We start from the raw sequence: 20,649 nt of genomic DNA, 5'->3' as shown, positions 1-20,649 counted from the left end.
ATAATTTATTCAAAATTAGTCATTTCTCTAATTGAGAATAATGGTCTTCCTTTAGATTCTTTATAAATTTTACCTATATATAACGCTGCTATTCCTAAAAAAAATAATTGAATTCCTGTAGCAATTATTAACGCGCCAATTATAGAAGGCCAACCCGATTGAAAATCGACCAAATAAATTTTCAAAAACACAATAATTAACAAAATTAATATACCAACAATTATAAATGCTGCTCCTAATCTAACTGCAATTTTAAGAGGCAATTCAGAGAAGTCAAAAATGGCATTAAAAGCCAATTCCATTTTTTTCCTAAAATTGAATTTACTAGTACCAGCATATCGCTCACGTTGTTCAATAGTGATAACAGACTGTTTCATACCTATATGAACAAAAATCCCTTCAATAAATCTATTTTGCTCTTGGTACTCTAAAAACTTATCTGCAAATTTTCTATTAAAAATTCTCATTACAGCTAAGCCTTTGGGTAAATCAAGACCTGTAAATCGTCGTAAAACTCCCCAAAATATTTTTGAAAACAGACTATTTAAAAAGGTGTCTTTTTTTTCTTTTCTTACACCAAACACCAAATCATAACCTTTCTCAATTTCTTGAATAAAACGCCCTATTTCTTTTGGTGGATCTTGCAAATCCGGATCCATATACAATAAATAATCACCAGAAGCATTTTTAATTCCTGCAGTTAAAGCCGCCTGTTTACCATGGTTATATGAAAGTTCTATCAGTTTTAAATTATTATTTTTAATAGCGTGTTCCTTAATTATCTGAACTGTTTTATCTGTACTACCATCATCAATAAAAACAATCTCATAATCCAGATTAAGCGCCTTCAATTCTTCAGTCATTTCTAAAATAAACCTTGAAATAACGTCTTCTTCAAAATACACTGGTACTACAAATGATATTTTTTTATTCACGTGTTTTGTTTTGAATGCATTCCTTTAATGTTGCAATACTATAATTTGACATAGGATAAGCATCATCTCTATCGATTAGTTTTACTTGAAATCCTAATTGTAATGCTGGAATAACATCTAATTTTAATGAATCTCCAATATATAAAATTTCATTTGGTTTTAATCCGATTTTCTGGATTGCGCATTCAAAAAATTCAATATTTGGTTTTGAAACACCTTCTTCTTCTGAAATTATAATGTGTTTGAAATTAATATCAGGCAATTTATCTTTTAATAAAGTCCTCAAGTTCGAGTTAAAGTTTGAAAGCACACCCAATTCATATCGCTCTAATTTTGAAAGGTATTTGGTGTCTTCAAAAACTTCCCAAGGCAGATATTTGCATGCACTAAAAATTTGTTCGAGTAATTGAGGTGTCTCTATAATTCCCAACGCATGCAACAATTCTTTATTAAACGTAGAATAGAATTCTTGCGAAGTCACATCGGGAAACTTAATAAACTCACTTAATAGTTTATGTTTATTTTTCAATTCTTTGATTGAGACGTCATAACCTTCTACCTTAAGGACATTAGCAAAATTGTCCCACAAACTTGGTTTATGAATCAAGGTATTAGCCGCATCAAACAATATGTATTTAATTGTACTCATTAGTAAATATAATGTGTTGCTGAGTTATCTTTTGCTTCCTTAAAATCATTGGTGTTTTTATAAATAACATCCATTAAAATTCTGGTCGCTATTCCTTTTTCAATTATTGGTTGTGAAGGTGTTTGATTAAATAGCCATTCTTCAAGTGTATAGGTCACATCTTTAAATCCGAAATTAGCACGAATAGAATTGGTGCCAGAAATTCGACAATTAATCTCAAAAGGTTCAATTTTTCCTGTTTTGGTAACAATAGCTTGTAAATTTGCTGACCCTTTAATATGAGATACTTTTATGATATCTAAGAGTATTTTTTTTAATGCAGAATCATAAACAGAAACGACTTTACAATGCGTCGTTGTTCCATTTTCAAGGCTGCGTTCAAAGGTAATAAAACCGTGTAACTCATTTGATTTGTTAACATAAAATGCTGTCGTAATTTCTACACCTTCATGAAGTTCTTGAATCATGTACTCATCATCAGAAAATGTTTTATAATCTTTCGGATTAATTTGCAGTCCTCTTGAACCTCTACCCTGTCTTGGTTTTAAAATAAAGCTAGAATATTCGTTATTGTACTCACTTGGCAAAAAGGAGTTTGCAAAAGGAATATCATGTTTTTTTAAATGCAAAAAAGTAGTGTACTTATCCAAATAATATGCAGCAGTTTTATTTTCTGAAACAGCAATTTCACAAGAAATTTCATTTTGATGTTTGGATAAATAAAATATTTCAAAATCTGTCGTAGGAAGAATTAGATCAATGTGTTCTTTTACCACAATATCTTTAATTGATGCAATATAAGCCGCTTCATCATATGCAAAAGGCACTTTATAAAAAACATCACATAAATGATTACCCGCTGAAAAATCTTCAACGTTAGTGCCAATTACTTTAATATTAAAGTGAGTTGCTCTAATATTTCTTATAACACCTTGTCCGACGTTTCCTCCAATTCCAGTAACTATAATCCTTTTTTCATCCATTCAATTATACTTTTCACTTCTGTTTTAAACTCTTTTCTATTTCTAATTTCTAACTTTTTATTGGTTACAGAATTATCATAAAAGTATGATTTTGAATTATCTTCTCCTTCAAATATGATATTTATATCTTTTAAAACTTTTTTAATAGTTTTTGCAACTTCTAAATTAGAAATTGAAATTGGACTCACTGCTAAAAAAGTAGCATTCACACTATATCTTGAAGCCGCAATTAAATAATTGGCCACATCATTTACATGAATATAGTTTTGCTCTCTTTTACCATCTCCATACAATTTGATTTGATTATTTTTTATAGCCGATTTAATAACCAATGGTAAAAACGTTGAAAGTTTCATATTAATCCCATACATAGATGAAATTCTTACAATTGCATATTTATCGTGCTTCATTACAATTTTCTCTCCAAATCGTTTTGATTCAGCATATGGTGACTCAGGAGACCAATCACTCTTTTCTTTTAAAATGCCATTGGTTGCACCATAAACCGAAACACTAGAACAATATACAATTTTAGCATTTTTAAATTGATGACATATTCTTGCGACCAACTCTTGATTAACGTCAATTAATCTTTGCTTTATGTCTTTATCTTTTGAATCTGGCACAAAAGCACTAATGATGTATACAACATTGAAATCGGAATTTAAATTCTTCAATTTGGTAATTGGTATGTGATCAATTTCCTCAAAAAGATTGTTCTTATTTTCATGAAAAACACCTAAGACAGTCTCATTAGATTTATGAAGTGCTTTTGATAAAGCAACACCTAAAAAACTATTTGAACCTATGATTAAATGCTTGTTCATGTCCACCAAAGTTATATTAACTGTTTCCACTTTTTATGGGTGAAAACTTTGATTTTATTTTTAAGAAAAACAGTTCTATATAATTATAAGACACATAGCTAGCTAAAAAGGTTAAACCTAAAACTAGTGAATAGACTAATACATTATAAGACATAGAATTATAAATATTCAATTTATTCATGATTGAAAAAGACAAATACATCATTAAAGGATGATACATATAAATGCCGTAAGACAGTTTCCCTAAATAGGATAAAATACTCACCTTAAAATTCCATTCAATACAACATACTATTAGTAATCCAAAAGTTAAAGCTTGTGTAGTACTTGTAATTTCAAAAAACAAATGTGCCACAATACTAATAATTAAAATTATTAAAAACACCTTCTTTTTAAGTAACAAGATTAGCTTTTCCTTATGATATCTATAAATATATGCAAATAAGGCTCCAATAGCCATAAAATCTATTTTTGAAACGCTATATAATTTTTTAATAAGTGTTTCGGGAAACGCATATTTAAATAATATACCTCCAAAAATAATTAACAACAATACTTCTAATAAATTTTTATAAAACAATTTTATGATCCAAGGCCAAACTACATAAAACTGTTCTTCTACGCTAACACTCCTTGAATGAGCAGAACCTGCAACAGGACCATATAACACCAATGCTATGTTGGACATAAAAAACAAATAAAGAACTAAGTTGCCATCATATATCAATGATTCTATACGTTGATTATAGAAATATTGTTCTTGAAAAAAACTTGTGAAATTCTCATATAAAAATGGTAGCAACCAAAAGCCAATAATGACTACAATAAAATATAAAGGCCAAATCCTTAGAATTCTACGACCATAAAATTTATAAATAGATATTTTTCCAGTTTCATTTTTTTCTTCAATTAGTAAATATGTAATTAAAAAACCTGATAGAACAAAAAATAAATAAACAGCATTATTCCCTAAATCACTGATAAATGACCTCATATAACCTCCGAAATCATAAAGTGAATGTAATTTTGATTTGTATTTATAGAGTTCAACATGATGAACTAAAACACTTAAAGCAGCTATTGCTCTTAATTCATTTAGTCCATTAAAAAACAACCTCTTTTTTTTATTCATTCTTTAAAGTACTAACTTTTGAATAATGCTACTTTAACAATTGAAATGTTGCTTGACTATTCTTCCAGGTCATTTTTCCAACTTCAACCCAAGGAGTTTTTAAATTATCTTGAAGTGAATTTAACTTCCAGCCTGAAGGCAAATCAATGTCTTTTCTAAGTAATTTAAATGTTGTATTATCCAATCCAACACTATTTTTATAAGCCCAAAATGCAACATACCTTTCTAAACCTTTTCTTAATTCTATATGATTTGCATCTCTACCTCCTTTATTAACTCTAAAACTAAAATTAACCCAAGAACCTCCTCTTATATAATAATCTGGCATCCCATTTTTATGATAAAATGGTAGTAGTTCATCATTGTAAGATATTGTAAAAATTTTATTATAATCTTTATAATGTCCATCCATAAACACACCATGCTCAGTCACACCTAATAATTTAGAAGAAGCATTACTTATCTTATTATGTATAGCGTTAGCAAGATCATTAGAAAATGGTTGCTTAAAATTCACAAGTATCTGCAACATAATAATACCAACAACAAATAGTTTTAAAGTTACTATTTTAAGATCCTTAAGCTTAAAATTATGCAACAACATGAGCATTTCTGTATCTGTTTTTTGAGGAGCTGGCAAAAACCCACAATTCTCAGCAGTACATCGTTCTACTTTTCTATTTTTCGCAATGTAATTATAGATTTTTTTTGCGATGTGTGAAAGACCTGGAATATATAATAAAACACCAAAAACAAAAAACATTGGCACTATTAGAAAAGCTTTTTTATAGGTTTCAATTCCTGAATACACATTCCCTTTCCTATTAACTGCATGAATGTTATTTAGCAGTTCCTCTTTAGAAAAATCTCTTAAACAGTCATGATTATCAAAACTTTCTTGAACTGAATTAAATTCTAATGTATTAAAAACGTCAAAAAAAGACAATACAATTCGTGTTTTCATACACAATGGACATTCTGCATCGTAAAACAAGATAAGGTTAGGCTTTTTTGCTTTAATTTTCCTTTCTAATCTTTTCCATAAATGATTAGGAATCAATAGTACATATACAGCTATAACACCTAATCCGAAATACGGAATAGGAAACTCTATTAAAATCCCTAAATGCAGTCCAATTCCAATAATTAATAATGGGATTCTTAGTTTTTTCATCCAAAACAAAAAAGGAAATACAATTTCAAATGCAAATGTGAGGTAACCTAGAAACTTGATTAAAAACTCTTGATTTAATAGCCATTGATTATTAAAAATAGTCATTTGAGGTAAAGACGCTGGATACCACATTCCTAAACCACTTGTCCATATCTTAGAATTCAATTTAAAAAACACCGAATCCAAATACACTAAACCTATACCAACAAATAGGACTAACCAATAATTAATTACAGATGTACTCTCTTTTGGTTGATGTACATAAGTAAGATTGGAAAATTTAAGTTTTTCTGCCAATCGATCAAAAGAATACGATTTTGAAACAGAAAGAAATATAAACATAAAGCTCACTCCAGTGTAGGTGTAGTCCATATGATATTCAAATACACCTATTGAAGAAATATAAATAAGAATGAATATGTAATTAATTAGTGCTGCTACTCTTGTAAACGCACCTATTACAAGCATAAATAATGCAATCATCCAAATCACAAAAGGGACCTCTTCACTTAATGCACTCGTTTGAATAAAAGGAATAGGATCAAAATATAACTGTCTAAATTTAAATATTCTGATAACTTCTAATAAAAAAACAGATGAAAATAAAATTCTAAAGACACCAAGCCCTTTTGAAGATATTTTCTTGTCATATAATTTACTTATAAAGCTCATATGGCAATATTAATAAATTTATGACAATTATATAACTCGTATTTTATTAAAGATTAATGCTCTTCAAACCATTTGTATGTAATGGCCAAACCTTGTCTAACAGTAAATTCTGGTTTATAGTTTATTAAAGATGTAGCTTTAGAAATATTTGCCAAAGAATCTCGAACATCACCTTGTCTTGGTGGTCCATAAATTGCTTTTAATTCAGAGTTAGCAGCAATTCTTAACGATTCCCATAAATAGTTCACTGTAATACGCTCACCACAGGCCACATTAAACACTTGATTTTTAGCAGCTTCAGAAGCAAAAAATCCTTTTATATTAGCTTGAACTGCATTATCTACAAAAGTAAAGTCGCGCGTTTGCTCTCCATCTCCATTGATATTAGGAGCATCATTATCTTTTAATGCTTGCATAAACAAAGGAATTACCGCAGCATATGCACCATCTGGACTTTGCTTTGGTCCAAATACATTGAAGTACCTTAAACCAATCACATCAGTGTCATACGTTTTTCCGAAAACATCAGCATATAATTCATTTACATATTTAGTAACCGCATAAGGAGATAAAGGTTTACCAATATTATCTTCAACTTTTGGAAGTTCAATACTATCTCCATAAGTTGAACTTGATGCAGCATAAACCATTCTCTTAACTGAAGATGAATCTTTTAAAGCAATCATCATATTTAAAAACCCTGAAATATTTACAGCATTAGTAGTAGCAGGATCATTTATAGAACGAGGTACAGAACCAAGAGCCGCTTGATGTGTTACGTAATCAATGCCATCCATAGCATCTTTACACGTTTGTAAATCTCGAATATCACCTTCCAATAATTCAAAAGAAGGATTACTATGGAATTCTAATAAGTTTTCGCGATGACCATTTGAAAAATCGTCAAGAACACGCACTTTCTTAGCTCCATATTTTAAAAGGTATTCTACAATATTAGAACCTATAAAACCTCCTCCTCCTGTCACAAGGAATGATAACTGACTTAAATTGACTGAATGGTATTTATTTTCGTACATTATAATCTTGCGTCTACCGTATGTATAGGAAGTAATGATTTTACATCAAAAATTACACCTATATCTGATTTCATTTTTTGTAAATCTAATTTTAAAAACTCATTGTGAGATACAGCGAGTACAATAGCATCGTAATCCGATTTTAATTTTGAAGTATCATCTAACAGATCAAAACCGTATTCATGCTTTACTTCTTCTTTAGAAGCCCAAGGATCAAAAACATCCACATTAACATTGTATGTTTCAAATTCTTCAATAATATCTATGACTCTTGAATTTCTAATATCTGGACAGTTTTCTTTAAAGGTAATCCCTAAAACTAAAACATTTGAATCTTTAATTCTAGCGCCTTTTTGAATCATCATTTTAACAGTTTCCTGAGCAACATATGATCCCATGCTATCGTTCATTTTACGACCAGCAAGAATAATTTCAGGATTATAACCAGACTCAATAGCTTTTTGCGCTAAGTAATATGGATCGACACCAATACAATGCCCTCCAACAAGACCTGGACTAAACTTTATAAAATTCCATTTTGTTCCAGCAGCTTCTAACACCGCTTTAGTATCGATATCTAATAATCTAAATATTTTAGATAATTCATTAACAAAAGCAATATTGATATCTCTTTGAGAATTCTCGATAACCTTAGCCGCTTCTGCTACTTTTATTGAAGGAGCACAATGCGTTCCTGCAGTAATTATACTTTTATATAAATCGTCAACTACAATTGCAATTTCAGGAGTTGAACCTGAAGTTACTTTAAGAATCTTAGTTACAGTATGTTTTTTGTCTCCTGGATTAATACGTTCTGGAGAATAGCCAGCGAAGAAATCATCGTTGTATTTTAATCCAGAATGTTCTACTAAAATTGGCACACAGATATCTTCTGTTGCTCCAGGATATACTGTAGATTCATAAATAACAATATCTCCTTTTTTAAGCACTTTACCAACACTTTCACTTGCCTTAATCAATGGCGTAAAGACTGGTCTTTTAAGCTCATCTGTAGGTGTTGGAACAGTAACAATGTATATATTAGAATCTGCTGTATGATTAGTATCATTGGTAATAAAAAGTCCGGTTTTAGAATTTGGATCTGAGGTCAGTACAGACTTCAAAAGATCATCTTCAACTTCTAATGTATTATCGACACCATTATTAAGTTCTTTGATACGTTTCTCATTAATATCAAAACCAATTACCATATATTTTTTTGCAAATTCAACTGCAAGAGGTAAGCCTACATAACCTAGGCCCAAAATTGTTATTTTATGTGTATTATTCATCTTTTATTTACTATCGAATTCAAAATAAAGTTCAAATCTAAAGAAAAACTATAATTCTCAATGTATTTTTTGTTTATTTTGACCTTATCTGGCCAAATAATCGTTCTATTGTATGTTTCCGGGTCAAGTTGTTGTGACAAAATGGTTTCTTCATCTTTATACTTTAAAGTTGCTGGACCTGTTATACCAGGTTTAACTTTTAAAATTATCCTATCTTCATTTTCTAACTTATCTGCAAAACCAATAACATCTGGTCTTGGACCAACAAATCCCATATTTCCTATAAGAACATTAAAAATTTGCGGTAACTCATCTAGTTTGTAATGTCTTAAAAACTTCCCGAAGCGTGTTGCACTTAAATCAAGATGCCCCAAAACATGCTTTCCTTTACGCAAGGTTCTTATTTTATAAATATCGAATAGTTTACCATGCTGACCGACTCTTTTCTGTAAAAACAATCCAAACTGACGTGTACTTATAGAAGCGATGACAACAAAAAACATGATAGGTATAATCAACACTGGGATTAGTAAGATTGCTAATACTAAGTCAAAAAAGCGTTTCACCTTAAGTTGAGTTTTTGTGATCACAATTAAGCGCGACTAAAGACTTTTTTTATCCGTTTCCAAATTGACTTTTTATCCTTTTCATGATAAGCATTTCCGTAAACACCATAACCATAACCGTAACCATAACCGTAACCATAACCATAACCATAATTATGGTTTGTTTTATGTTTATAGAAGTTCAATACAAAACTTATATTTTTTACTTCACCTGTTTTGTGCTTGGCATTTATTAGAGACAGCATGCCCTTTTTAGTATAATCTAAACGAATCATAAAAATAGTTGCATCAGCGTATTGTGTCAGTTCAAGAGCATCAGTCACTAATCCTAGTGGAGGCGTATCTAGAACAATCATATCATACTCTTTCCTGAGATTGGTTATAAGATCACGCATCTTATCAGACATTAAAAGTTCTGAAGGGTTAGGTGGCACTGGTCCAGATGGGACTATATCTAAATTTTCAATTTGAGTTGAGTATTTTACTTTTTCAAAGGTATGTTCTCCTATTAAGTAATTTACAACACCTAAATCATTATCAATATTAAAATCACCAAAGATTTTAGGCTTACGTAAATCAAGACCTAACAATATAGTTTTCTTACCAGACAGGGCATACACAGTAGCAATATTAATTGAACAGAAAGTCTTACCTTCACCACTAACTGATGACGTAATCATTAATGTTTTTCCTTCAGTTTTACCTAAATCATTGTTCTGTTTTTTATATATAAATTGCAAACTAGACCTAATTGCTCTAAAGGATTCAGAAACAGCCGACTTAGGTTTTTCAAAAACAATTAAGTTGTTTTTATAATTATACTTACCTATTAAACCTAAAATTGGAATTTTGGACAATTGTTCAATTTCATCAGATCCATGTATTGTATTATCTAATAGAAAAACAATAAAAATTAAGGACATAGGAATAAAGAACCCCATCATTAATGCCATCATATAATTAAGTGACTTATTAGGTCCGATTAATCCGCCACCAATGTCTTTTGCTTCATCAATAATAGTAAGATCAGAAATATTTGCTGCCTTAACAATTGCAGCCTCACTACGTTTTGCTGTATATATATTATAAGCTTCTTGACTAATATCAAGTTTTCTTTGAATTCTTAAGAATTGTTGCTGATCTTCTGGTAAACCACTCAACTTAGCTTCTAAATTAGCAATATTTCTTCTTAATGTAGACAGTTGAATTCTTATGGTTCGCATTGTTGCATCAATAGTCTCAAGAAGCACATTCTTTTCAGAATCTATACGACGATCTAAATCTTTAAAAAGACCAGAACCTTCTTTGGTTGTATATTCCAAATTTTGCCTTTCTGCAGCAAGAGCAATAATTTTAGAAACACTATTAAGAATATTCCCTTCATCAATACCTACACTTGTTGGTGCAGCAATATTTGTATAATCTGTTTTTGTATTTAAATAAACTTCAAGGTTATTTAAATAATCTAATTTTGATTCTTCACTTTGTTCGGCTAAATCAAATTGCCTCAACTGTTCTGAAATTTGAGTAATTTCATTTGTAACATCAAATACTTTATTTTTTTTTCTGAATTTGTTCATTTCATCAGTGACATCCTTCAGATTTGAATTTACAGCAGCCAGACTACTATCAATAAATCTAATCGTATTTGTAGCATATAAATTTTTCCTTTCTAACTCTGTAATACTCAATATAGCAGAGGTAGCGTTGAGATAATCAACAATTTTATCTTTGTTATTTCCAGATAGCTGTAACTTTAAAATAGAAGGAGATGTTTGAGAATTTGGGCCAATTATAATTTTAGATTTATAATTATTAACAACAATATCAAAACTACTAAACCTTAAGAAAAACTCTAAACCTGGCTTCACACTTCTGGAAGGCTTTATCAATATTTTTCCATTAAGAAATGGCAACTCTATCACATCGCCATTTTTAAATTTTTTCACATAAGATCCTACTGGCACTTCAACTCTAGCCTTAGATTTATCACTATACTTTTGAGTTGCAGCAAATGCACCTTCAAATTCGGTAAACACTTCAAACTCATTATTATTTATAAATCGTATACCAATTGGATGAGCAAGAACCTGTCCTTTAGTTTTATCAATAATAAATTCAAAAGGCGCTTTTTTATAAATATCTTCTTTCCGATACTTGCCTTCTTCCAAATACTCCATGTAATATTGAAGTGAATCAACTACTTTTTCATTATGACTTCTTGTTTTTATTGCAGTAAGTATTTTACCAACTTTACCAGAAACTCCACCCCAATTAAAGGATATACTTGTATTTGCTGTAAAAAAAGGATTTTGATCGTTATCAACAGAAATTAAAGAATCTAACTTATAAACATTCTGTTTTCTTACATTTACGAAGTATGCAATTAGCATCGCTACTCCAACGCTTAACAATACAAATTTCCATAGGTTTAACACTTTAAAGAGATAACCTCTAAAGTCAAAACTTACGCGACCAGCTTCTTCATTATCTAAATAGTCTTGATTTGACATGCTATGCTCTATTAATTAACAAAATGGTAGTAGTTAGTAAACTTAAAATAGATATTATAGTCGTTAACGATTCACGTCCAGTAGTACCAGTTCCCCAAGTTTTCTGCTTTAATGGTCTAACATAAATAACATCATTTGGCTGGATGTAATAATATGGAGATTTCATAACAGCAACATCTGTTAAATCTAAAGTATGTATTTTTTGACCTTGAGGATATTGTCTAATTATTTGCACTTCTTTTCGATTACCTGAAACGGGTATTTCTCCAGAATTTGCTATAGCCTCAAAAATATTAACGCGCTCCTGAAAAAGCGTTATAGTTCCAGGTGAACCAACTTCTCCATTCACAGTAAAACGTAAACCAGCCAATTTAACTGTAACAAAAATATTTGCAGTTTCTTTAAATTGCTCATCTAAAAGCTGCTTTTCAATACGTTTTTCAATGTCTTCACATGTAAATCCGAGGACATTAATTTTACCCAAAGTAGGAATGCGAATATTTCCATGCATATCAACAGTGAACCCATCAAAATAAGCTCGTTCTGCACTATCTGCATTTAAATTCCCATCTCCAGCTGGATTTAAAATTGTTACTGTTTCTTGATCTAAAGCTTTTACTCTAACATTCAAAATATCATTAATCTGAACTCGGTAAGGCTTCTGCTGTTCAACCATTACTTGTGTTGAGTCTGAAGGTTTATCTTTCTCTTGCAGATAAACAATATCCTTGTGAGGGATACATGATGTAGACAAGACACAAAGTAACAATCCTGTAAGCAATAATAGTCTATTCATTGTAAATTTACTTGTTGCTTGACAAATATAACTTATCACCATTAATATCAAAACTATTCGCAGTATTTTTGAGTAATATCCTTTTCTTTGTAAAAAATTTGATTTGAATTATATAACTGTTGAAAACATATCGAAATCCTATGGCGAATTAGAACTTTTTTCTAATCTCTCTTTTAGTATTCATAAAGATGACAAAACTGCATTCGTTGCTAAAAACGGAAGCGGTAAGACTTCTATTTTAAATATTTTATCTGGTGACGACTCTCCTGATTCTGGTCAAGTCGTCATGCGAAATGGCTTACGAATCTCCTTTTTATCACAGTCGCCTCATTTTGATAATAACCTTACCATAAATGACACCATTTTTAATTCAGATTCTCCACAATTAAAAATCATCGAAAACTATGAAAAAGCCTTATTGAATCCTGATGACACAGAAGCTTACCAAAAAGCTTTTGAACAAATGGACATACATAACGCTTGGGAATTTGAGCTTCAGTTTAAACAAATTTTATCGCAACTTAAACTAGACAATCTCGATCAAAAAATTAGTACAATGTCTGGCGGACAATTAAAACGCCTCGCTTTAGCACAAGCTTTAATCAGCAATCCAGATGTTCTAGTGCTAGATGAGCCAACCAATCATCTTGATTTAGAAATGATTGAATGGTTAGAGCAATATTTTGCGAAATCGCAGTTTACATTGTTCATGGTCACTCATGATCGTTACTTTTTAGAACGTGTATGTAATGAAATCATTGAACTTGACCACGGAAAACTATATACTTATAAAGGTAACTATTCTTACTATCTAGAAAATAAGGAAGCACGTATTCAACAAGAACAGGTTGAAACAGGAAAAGCAAAACAATTGTTCAAAAAAGAATTAGAGTGGATGCGTCGTCAACCTAAAGCGAGAACAACAAAGTCTAAATCTAGGATAGATGATTTTTCAGACATAAAAAAACGTGCACATCAACGTCGAAATGATCATAAAGTAGAACTAGAAATTAATATGGTACGTCTAGGCAGTAAAGTCGCAGAATTCCATAAAGTTTCAAAAGCATTTGAAGATAAAGTAATTCTTGACAAATTTGAGTATGTGTTCAAACAAGGAGAACGTATTGGCATCATAGGAAAAAATGGAACAGGAAAATCAACGTTTCTTAATATGCTAACAAATACCATGCAACCTGATTCTGGGAAAATTATTCTTGGTGACACTGTAAAATTCGGATATTATACTCAAGGTGGAATCGAAGTCAAGTCAGGACAAAAAGTAATAGATGTTATTAAAGAGTTTGGAGAATTTATTCCCTTAGCAAAAGGCAGACAAATTAGTGCAAAACAATTATTAGAACGCTTTCTTTTTGACGGAAAAAAACAACACGATTATGTTGAAAAGCTAAGTGGTGGCGAACAAAAACGCTTATATCTCTGTACGGTTTTAATTCAGAATCCTAACTTTTTGATCCTTGATGAACCAACTAATGATTTAGACATTGTAACATTAAATATTCTCGAAGAATTCTTGCTCGACTTTCCGGGTTGTCTTTTAGTAGTTTCTCATGATCGATATTTTATGGACAAAATAGTAGATCACCTTTTTGTCTTTCAAGGTAATGGCGAAGTTCAAGATTTTCCAGGAAATTATTCTGATTATCGCGAATATGAATCTTCAAAGCCTCCAGAAATAAAATTAGAAGTCAAAGAAAATTCTATTTCAGAAAAAAAGGATAACCAAAATAAAGCTCAAAAATTATCTTATAATGAGCAGAAGGAATATAAAAACTTAGAAAGTAAAATTCGCTCTTTAGAACTAGACAAAAAAGCTTTAGAAGAACAATTTAATGATACAAGTCTTCCTCAAGACAAAATAAATGAGTTATCTCAACAACTTCAAAAAATAATAACTGATATTGAATATAAAGAGATGCGTTGGTTTGAATTATCTGAAAAGTTTGAATCCTAATTCATGTTTCAAATTATTGAATACATAACGTTTTTATTCAAATCCACCAATCAACATGGTGTACATTCACCTTTTGTTTATGATTTGGTGACCAAATGTTTTTATGACAAAACAAAATACAATGCATACTCTAAATTATCAACCTATAAAGCATCCATATTAAAAAACAAAAAACAAATTGAAATCACAGACTTTGGTGCAGGTTCTAGAATATTCAAATCTAATTTAAGAGCCATTAATTCTATCGCAAAAACCTCAGGCTCAACACTAAAAAGAACCCAACTACTCTATAGAATTGTTCACTATTTCAAACCTCAGCATACTTTAGAATTAGGAACATCGTTAGGAATAGCTACTCAAGCTCTAGCAATAGGTCATTCTGAAAACCAAGTAATTTCCATTGAAGGTTGTCCGAATATTTCAGATGTAACAAAAAAACAACTTAGCACTTTTAATATAAATAATATTACTCTAATAACTGGAGAATTTGACAAAGCACTTTCAGAATTAAAAGACGACAATTTTGATTTGGTATTCCTTGATGGCAATCATAATAAAGAAGCGACCTTGAAATATTTTAACAACCTAATTGATAAAGCACATAACGATTCTATCTTCATTTTTGATGATATTCATTGGTCGAAAGATATGGTTGAAGCTTGGGAGGTTATCAAATCACATTCAAAAGTTACAGTAACCATAGATACCTTTTTTTGGGGATTTGTATTTTTCAGAAAAGAACAAGTCAAAGAAAATTTTACGGTTAGATTGTAACAAGCACTAATGTATTGCGTCTTATGGAGAGGAATCTGTATCTTGCAGAAACATCAATTAAAAACCAATTTTATAATGAGTAACGTCATTGAAATTAGAGACATCATTCGTGATTTTCAACTCGGAGAAGAAATAGTTCATGTTTTAAAAGGTATCGATTTAGATATCGAGCTTGGTGACTATGTTGCCATTATGGGACCTTCAGGCTCAGGAAAATCTACTCTAATGAACTTGTTAGGATGTTTAGATACTCCTACAGCAGGTTCCTATATTCTTAACGGAAATGATGTAAGCACAATGAGTGATGATGAACTCGCTGATATCAGAAATACCGAAATTGGTTTCGTATTTCAAACCTTTAACTTATTACCAAGAACAACTGCATTAGACAATGTAGCCTTACCAATGGTATATGCTGGAATGTCAAAATCGGATAGAAACAAACGTGCTGAAGAGGTTTTAACTGATGTAGGTCTTGCAGATCGTATGGATCATAAACCCAATCAACTTTCTGGAGGACAACGTCAACGTGTTGCTGTTGGTCGTGCCTTAGTAAATAAACCATCCATTATACTAGCAGATGAACCTACTGGAAATTTAGATTCTAAAACTGGCCATGAAATCATGTCTCTTTTTGACGACATACATAAAGCAGGAAATACTGTAATTATGGTAACTCACGAAGAAGATATTGCTGCACACGCTAAACGTGTGATTCGTTTAAGGGATGGTTTGATTGAAAGTGATACAAGAAATTAGTGTTTATGCTTAAACAATTTCTAGCAAACCTTTTAACTTTTAACTTATAACTTTTAACTTGCATATATGAAAATATATACAAAAACAGGTGATAAAGGGACTACTGCTCTTTTTGGTGGTACGCGTGTTCCTAAACATCATATTAGAATTGAAAGTTATGGAACCGTTGATGAACTCAATTCACATTTAGGACTCATAAGGGATCAAGACATAAACCAACACTACAAAGCGGTTTTGATGGATATTCAAGATAAATTATTTACAGTTGGTGCCATTTTAGCTACAGATCCCGAAAAATCTGTTTTAAAAAATGGAAAAGAACGCTTAAACATTCCGAAGGTTTCTGAATCACATATAACCAAACTAGAACAAGAAATGGATACCATGAACGAAGCATTGCCTCCAATGACACACTTCGTTCTACCTGGAGGACATCAAACTGTGTCATTCTGTCACATAGCACGTTGTGTTTGCAGAAGAGCCGAACGTTTAGCAAGTGCGCTTAACGATATCGAACCGTTTCAACCTGAAAGTTTGAAGTACTTAAACCGACTTTCTGACTACCTATTTGTATTGGCACGAAAGTTGTCTTATGACTTACAAGCCGAAGAAGTAAAATGGATTCCTCAAAAAGAATCTTAAAGTACCACTTTGCAGAATAAAGTATCAGTTCTACTAGGCTTAAATTCAATAAAAAAGTATACGTTCTTTAAATTATTATTTAATTAATTCGATTTTTTCTTGGCTTTATGAACTATAATTTTATTTTTGCAAAAAATAAACACCATTAAGAAATGTATTGGACATTAGAATTAGCATCGTATTTAAGTGATGCGCCTTGGCCAGCAACAAAGGACGAATTAATCGATTACGCAATTAGAACAGGAGCTCCATTAGAAGTTGTTGAAAATCTACAAGCGATAGAAGACGAAGGCGACTCATACGATTCCATTGAAGAAATTTGGTCAGATTACCCAACTGACGAAGATTATCTCTGGAATGAAGACGAGTATTAAAGATCATTGAAATGAAAATTATCTTTTCGATATAAGAAACGTAAAAAGTCTCATTTAGAGACTTTTTTTGTGCCTTAATCTTTCAAAATAAATAACACAAATCATATCTTTGAGGTTCTTAAACCTAGAAGATAAAACGTTGAACACAACGTTTCTAAATAAAATAAATAAACACCAATGAGTTTTTTAAATTCAGTATTAAAAGTATTTGTAGGAGATAAAGCCAAACAAGATGTTAAGGCACTCTCTCCTATTGTAGAACAAGTGAAATCATTTGAAGGCGCTCTTGAGCAATTATCACATGATGAGTTAAGGGCAAAAACAGCAGAGTTTAAAGCAAAAATTGCTGAAGCTCGCAAGCCTCTACAAAACGAGATTGATCAATTATTGAAAGATGCAGAAGACACTGATGATATCGACAAAAGAGAAGACATCTACGAATCTATTGATAAAATTAAAGACGACATCTACGAAGTTACTGAAGGTGTTTTAAACGCTATTATGCCTGAAGCTTTTGCAGTGGTTAAAGAAACAGCAAAACGTTTTGTTCACAATACTGAAATCCCTGTTCAAGCTAGTGAATTTGATCGTTTGGTTTCTGGTGATAAAGACTATGTAACCTTACAAGGTGATCAAGCCATTTGGTCAAATTCTTGGGATGCTGCTGGTAAAGCCATTACTTGGGACATGATTCATTATGATGTTCAGCTAATTGGTGGTGCAGCAATGCATCAAGGTAAAATTGCAGAGATGCAAACTGGTGAAGGTAAAACCTTAGTAGCAACACTTCCTGTATATCTAAATGCTTTAGCAGGAAAAGGTGTCCACTTAGTTACTGTAAATGATTACTTAGCAAAACGTGATAGTGCATGGATGGCTCCTATTTTCCAGTTTCACGGAATGAGCATAGATTGTATTGATTACCACCAACCAAACTCTGAAGCTAGACGTAAAGCTTACAGAGCAGATATCACTTACGGAACCAATAATGAATTTGGTTTTGATTACTTAAGAGATAATATGGCACATTCGCCAGATGATTTAGTGCAACGTCCACATCATTATGCCATTGTCGATGAAGTCGATTCTGTATTAGTCGATGATGCACGTACACCATTAATTATTTCTGGACCAATTCCTCAAGGAGATCGTCATGAGTTTACAGAATTGAAACCTAAAGTTGATGACATTTCAAATGTTCAAAAGAAAGAACTTGTTGGTGTTTTGGCCGAAGCAAAAAAACTTATTGCAGAAGGAGACACAAAAGAAGGTGGTTTCTTATTATTAAGAGCTTACAGAGGTATTCCAAAGAACAAAGCTTTAATTAAATTCTTAAGTGAAGAAGGTATAAAAGCATTACTTCAGAAGACTGAAAACTTCTATATGCAAGATAACAATAGAGAAATGCCGAAAGTTGATGCAGAGCTCTACTACGTTATCGAAGAAAAAAATAATCAGGTTGAATTAACTGATAAAGGTGTTGAATATTTGTCTGGTAAAGACAATCCAGATTTCTTTGTCATGCCAGAAATTGGTATGGAAATCTCAAAAATTGAAGCTAAAGGACTTTCTAAAGAAGAAGAAGCTGCTGAAAAAGAAGATTTATTTAGAGAATTCGGAATAAAATCTGAACGCATCCACACACTTAATCAATTACTGAAAGCTTATGCGTTATTCGAAAAGGATATTCAGTATGTTGTCATGGATAATAAAGTCATGATTGTCGATGAGCAAACAGGTCGTATTATGGATGGTCGTCGTTATAGTGACGGTTTACACCAAGCGATAGAAGCAAAAGAAAATGTAAAAATTGAAGATGCGACGCAAACTTTTGCAACTGTAACCCTTCAGAATTACTTTAGAATGTATCGCAAACTTTCTGGTATGACAGGTACTGCGGTTACTGAAGCTGGAGAATTTTGGGAAATCTATAAATTAGATGTGGTTGAAATCCCAACCAACAGACCCATTGCTCGTGATGACCGACAAGATTTAGTGTACAAAACAAAACGTGAAAAATACAATGCTGTCGTTGATGAAGTGACCAAATTATCACAAGCAGGACGACCAGTATTAATTGGGACAACCTCTGTAGATATTTCGGAATTATTAGGTAAAATTTTAGCGCAACGTAAAGTTCCTCATAATGTCTTAAATGCAAAACAACACAAAAAAGAGGCAGAAATTGTAGATGAAGCTGGTCGTTCTGGACAAGTAACCATAGCAACTAATATGGCTGGTCGTGGTACTGACATTAAATTATCTGATGAAGTAAAAGCCGCTGGTGGTTTAGCTATTGTTGGTACAGAACGTCATGATTCTCGTCGTGTAGACAGACAGTTACGTGGTCGTGCTGGTCGTCAAGGTGATGTTGGTAGTTCACAGTTTTACGTGTCTTTAGAAGATAATTTAATGCGTCTTTTTGGTAGTGAGCGAATTGCTAAAATGATGGATAAAATGGGATTAGAAGAAGGTGAAGTCATTCAGCATTCTATGATTTCAAAATCTATTGAACGTGCTCAGAAAAAAGTAGAAGAAAACCAGTTTGGTGTTCGTAAGCGTTTATTAGAATATGATGATGTGATGAATGCTCAGCGTGAAGTGGTTTACAAACGTCGTCGTCATGCACTTCATGGAGAACGTCTTCGTGTGGATTTAGCAAACATGATTTACGATACGTCTGAAGGGATTGCTACAACAAACAAAGAAGCTGAAGATTTCAAGAATTTCGAATTTGAACTCATTAGATATTTCTCTATGAGTTCTCCAATTTCTGAAGCTGAATTTGGAAAGCTTTCAGTTCAAGATCTCGCTGGTAAAATATATAAAGCTGCTTTTGAGCACTACAGACAAAAAATGCAACGTAATGCTGAATTAGCATTCCCTGTGATTGAGAATGTTTATTTAAATCAGCGTGACCAATACAAACGTATTGTTGTTCCTTTTACAGATGGTGTTAAGAATTTACAAGTAGTAACAGATCTTGAGAAAGCATACGAAACCAAAGGAACGCAGCTAATTAACGATTTTGAAAAGAACATTACTTTAGCTATTGTTGATGACGCTTGGAAAACACATTTACGTAAAATGGATGAGTTAAAGCAATCTGTACAATTAGCTGTACATGAGCAAAAAGATCCATTATTAATTTACAAATTTGAAGCTTTTGAATTGTTTAAAGAAATGATTGATCAGGTAAATAAGGATGTTATTTCGTTCTTATTTAAAGGTGAATTACCTACTGAAACTCAAAACAACATTCAAGAAGCTAAAGCACGTAAGCAAGAAAAATTAGAGACTCAAAAAGACGAAATCCCAAATATGGATGAACGTGCGGCACAAAGTAGAGCTGCAGGAAACACACAACGTCAGCAAGAAGTTGTAGAAACTATTGTTCGCGACAAACCAAAAATTGGTCGTAATGATCGTGTGACAATCAAGCATGTTATGAGTGGTGAAAATAAAACGGTTAAATACAAACAAGCTGAACCCTTAATCGCTAAAGGCGAATGGGTTCTCATTGAAGAATAGTCAGTAGCTAAGTGACATTTG

General features: G+C 31.7%; 17 protein-coding genes. 6 read left to right on the top strand and 11 right to left on the bottom strand.

Annotated elements, in window-relative coordinates:
- Positions 1 to 5: 5 nt before the first annotated feature.
- Genes MUN68_RS03260 through MUN68_RS03210 form a run of 11 tightly spaced genes read right to left on the bottom strand, consistent with a single transcriptional unit; the run spans position 6 to position 12,576 of the window.
- Entirely contained in the window at positions 6 to 935 is a 930-nt protein-coding gene (locus MUN68_RS03260) for a glycosyltransferase family 2 protein (protein WP_249995287.1), read from the bottom strand.
- Positions 928 to 1,584 carry an HAD family hydrolase gene (locus tag MUN68_RS03255; RefSeq protein WP_249995286.1) on the bottom strand — a complete coding sequence of 219 codons (657 nt, stop codon included), beginning with the start codon at positions 1,582 to 1,584 and terminating at the stop codon, positions 928 to 930. Before MUN68_RS03255 ends, MUN68_RS03260 begins: the two co-directional genes overlap by 8 nt.
- A complete protein-coding gene (locus MUN68_RS03250) occupies positions 1,584 to 2,567 on the bottom strand; it encodes an ATP-grasp domain-containing protein (RefSeq protein ID WP_249995285.1) in 984 nt (327 codons plus the stop codon). Before MUN68_RS03250 ends, MUN68_RS03255 begins: the two co-directional genes overlap by 1 nt.
- Positions 2,546 to 3,394, bottom strand: a complete 849-nt coding sequence (locus MUN68_RS03245; RefSeq protein ID WP_249995284.1) for an NAD-dependent epimerase/dehydratase family protein — start codon at positions 3,392 to 3,394, stop codon at positions 2,546 to 2,548. The genes MUN68_RS03250 and MUN68_RS03245 overlap by 22 nt, the downstream gene beginning before the upstream one ends.
- A 16-nt stretch (positions 3,395 to 3,410) precedes the next feature.
- Entirely contained in the window at positions 3,411 to 4,526 is a 1,116-nt protein-coding gene (locus tag MUN68_RS03240) for an acyltransferase family protein (protein ID WP_249995283.1), read from the bottom strand.
- 28 nt (positions 4,527 to 4,554) lie between these two features.
- A complete protein-coding gene (locus MUN68_RS03235) occupies positions 4,555 to 6,372 on the bottom strand; it encodes a DCC1-like thiol-disulfide oxidoreductase family protein (RefSeq protein ID WP_249995282.1) in 1,818 nt (605 codons plus the stop codon).
- A 53-nt stretch (positions 6,373 to 6,425) separates the two neighbouring features.
- Positions 6,426 to 7,409, bottom strand: coding sequence for an SDR family oxidoreductase (locus MUN68_RS03230; protein WP_249995281.1), 984 nt, complete (start codon positions 7,407 to 7,409; stop codon positions 6,426 to 6,428).
- Complete coding sequence (locus tag MUN68_RS03225; RefSeq protein WP_249995280.1) at positions 7,409 to 8,701, bottom strand: nucleotide sugar dehydrogenase; 1,293 nt, start codon at positions 8,699 to 8,701, stop codon at positions 7,409 to 7,411. Before MUN68_RS03225 ends, MUN68_RS03230 begins: the two co-directional genes overlap by 1 nt.
- Positions 8,698 to 9,267, bottom strand: coding sequence for a sugar transferase (locus tag MUN68_RS03220; RefSeq protein WP_249995279.1), 570 nt, complete (start codon positions 9,265 to 9,267; stop codon positions 8,698 to 8,700). Before MUN68_RS03220 ends, MUN68_RS03225 begins: the two co-directional genes overlap by 4 nt.
- Before the next feature lie 26 nt (positions 9,268 to 9,293).
- On the bottom strand, positions 9,294 to 11,780 hold the full coding sequence (locus MUN68_RS03215; protein ID WP_249995278.1) for a polysaccharide biosynthesis tyrosine autokinase: 2,487 nt from the start codon (positions 11,778 to 11,780) through the stop codon (positions 9,294 to 9,296).
- 1 nt (position 11,781) lies between these two features.
- Complete coding sequence (locus MUN68_RS03210) at positions 11,782 to 12,576, bottom strand: polysaccharide biosynthesis/export family protein (RefSeq protein WP_249995277.1); 795 nt, start codon at positions 12,574 to 12,576, stop codon at positions 11,782 to 11,784.
- Positions 12,577 to 12,679: 103 nt separating this feature from the next.
- Here MUN68_RS03210 and MUN68_RS03205 point away from each other — a divergent pair, with 103 nt between their 5' ends.
- The 6 genes from MUN68_RS03205 to secA all read left to right on the top strand — a co-directional run bounded on the left by MUN68_RS03205 (position 12,680) and on the right by secA (position 20,628).
- Positions 12,680 to 14,548, top strand: a complete 1,869-nt coding sequence (locus MUN68_RS03205; RefSeq protein ID WP_249995276.1) for an ABC-F family ATP-binding cassette domain-containing protein — start codon at positions 12,680 to 12,682, stop codon at positions 14,546 to 14,548.
- Between the two features lie 3 nt (positions 14,549 to 14,551).
- On the top strand, positions 14,552 to 15,322 hold the full coding sequence (locus MUN68_RS03200) for an O-methyltransferase (RefSeq protein ID WP_249995275.1): 771 nt from the start codon (positions 14,552 to 14,554) through the stop codon (positions 15,320 to 15,322).
- 75 nt (positions 15,323 to 15,397) lie between these two features.
- A complete protein-coding gene (locus tag MUN68_RS03195) occupies positions 15,398 to 16,081 on the top strand; it encodes an ABC transporter ATP-binding protein (RefSeq protein ID WP_249995274.1) in 684 nt (227 codons plus the stop codon).
- Positions 16,082 to 16,147: 66 nt separating this feature from the next.
- A complete protein-coding gene (locus tag MUN68_RS03190; RefSeq protein ID WP_249995273.1) occupies positions 16,148 to 16,723 on the top strand; it encodes a cob(I)yrinic acid a,c-diamide adenosyltransferase in 576 nt (191 codons plus the stop codon).
- 152 nt (positions 16,724 to 16,875) lie between these two features.
- Positions 16,876 to 17,097 (top strand): DUF2795 domain-containing protein, encoded by a 222-nt coding sequence (locus tag MUN68_RS03185; protein ID WP_010177336.1) that lies wholly within the window; start codon positions 16,876 to 16,878, stop codon positions 17,095 to 17,097.
- A gap of 177 nt (positions 17,098 to 17,274) precedes the next feature.
- The gene (secA, locus tag MUN68_RS03180; RefSeq protein WP_249995272.1) at positions 17,275 to 20,628 is read left to right on the top strand and encodes a preprotein translocase subunit SecA; all 3,354 of its coding nucleotides are present in this window, start codon (positions 17,275 to 17,277) and stop codon (positions 20,626 to 20,628) included.
- Positions 20,629 to 20,649 lie beyond the last annotated feature (21 nt).

It is taken from the genome of Psychroserpens ponticola, from assembly GCF_023556315.2.
Taxonomy (GTDB): Bacteria; Bacteroidota; Bacteroidia; order Flavobacteriales; family Flavobacteriaceae; genus Psychroserpens; species Psychroserpens ponticola.
Note: the sequence above shows the minus strand (reverse complement) of the source record. Positions and strands in the feature narration are given on the sequence as shown.

Bases quoted from the DNA above. Each gene is read 5' to 3' on its own strand.
- MUN68_RS03200 (WP_249995275.1), top strand. From the start codon at position 14,552: ATGTTTCAAATTATTGAATACATAACGTTTTTATTCAAATCCACCAAT.
- MUN68_RS03250 (WP_249995285.1), bottom strand. From the start codon at position 2,567: ATGGATGAAAAAAGGATTATAGTTACTGGAATTGGAGGAAACGTCGGA.
- MUN68_RS03240 (WP_249995283.1), bottom strand. From the start codon at position 4,526: ATGAATAAAAAAAAGAGGTTGTTTTTTAATGGACTAAATGAATTAAGA.
- MUN68_RS03235 (WP_249995282.1), bottom strand. From the start codon at position 6,372: ATGAGCTTTATAAGTAAATTATATGACAAGAAAATATCTTCAAAAGGG.
- MUN68_RS03215 (WP_249995278.1), bottom strand. From the start codon at position 11,780: ATGTCAAATCAAGACTATTTAGATAATGAAGAAGCTGGTCGCGTAAGT.
- MUN68_RS03245 (WP_249995284.1), bottom strand. From the start codon at position 3,394: ATGAACAAGCATTTAATCATAGGTTCAAATAGTTTTTTAGGTGTTGCT.
- MUN68_RS03255 (WP_249995286.1), bottom strand. From the start codon at position 1,584: ATGAGTACAATTAAATACATATTGTTTGATGCGGCTAATACCTTGATT.
- MUN68_RS03185 (WP_010177336.1), top strand. From the start codon at position 16,876: ATGTATTGGACATTAGAATTAGCATCGTATTTAAGTGATGCGCCTTGG.
- MUN68_RS03195 (WP_249995274.1), top strand. From the start codon at position 15,398: ATGAGTAACGTCATTGAAATTAGAGACATCATTCGTGATTTTCAACTC.
- secA (WP_249995272.1), top strand. From the start codon at position 17,275: ATGAGTTTTTTAAATTCAGTATTAAAAGTATTTGTAGGAGATAAAGCC.
- MUN68_RS03190 (WP_249995273.1), top strand. From the start codon at position 16,148: ATGAAAATATATACAAAAACAGGTGATAAAGGGACTACTGCTCTTTTT.
- MUN68_RS03225 (WP_249995280.1), bottom strand. From the start codon at position 8,701: ATGAATAATACACATAAAATAACAATTTTGGGCCTAGGTTATGTAGGC.
- MUN68_RS03230 (WP_249995281.1), bottom strand. From the start codon at position 7,409: ATGTACGAAAATAAATACCATTCAGTCAATTTAAGTCAGTTATCATTC.
- MUN68_RS03210 (WP_249995277.1), bottom strand. From the start codon at position 12,576: ATGAATAGACTATTATTGCTTACAGGATTGTTACTTTGTGTCTTGTCT.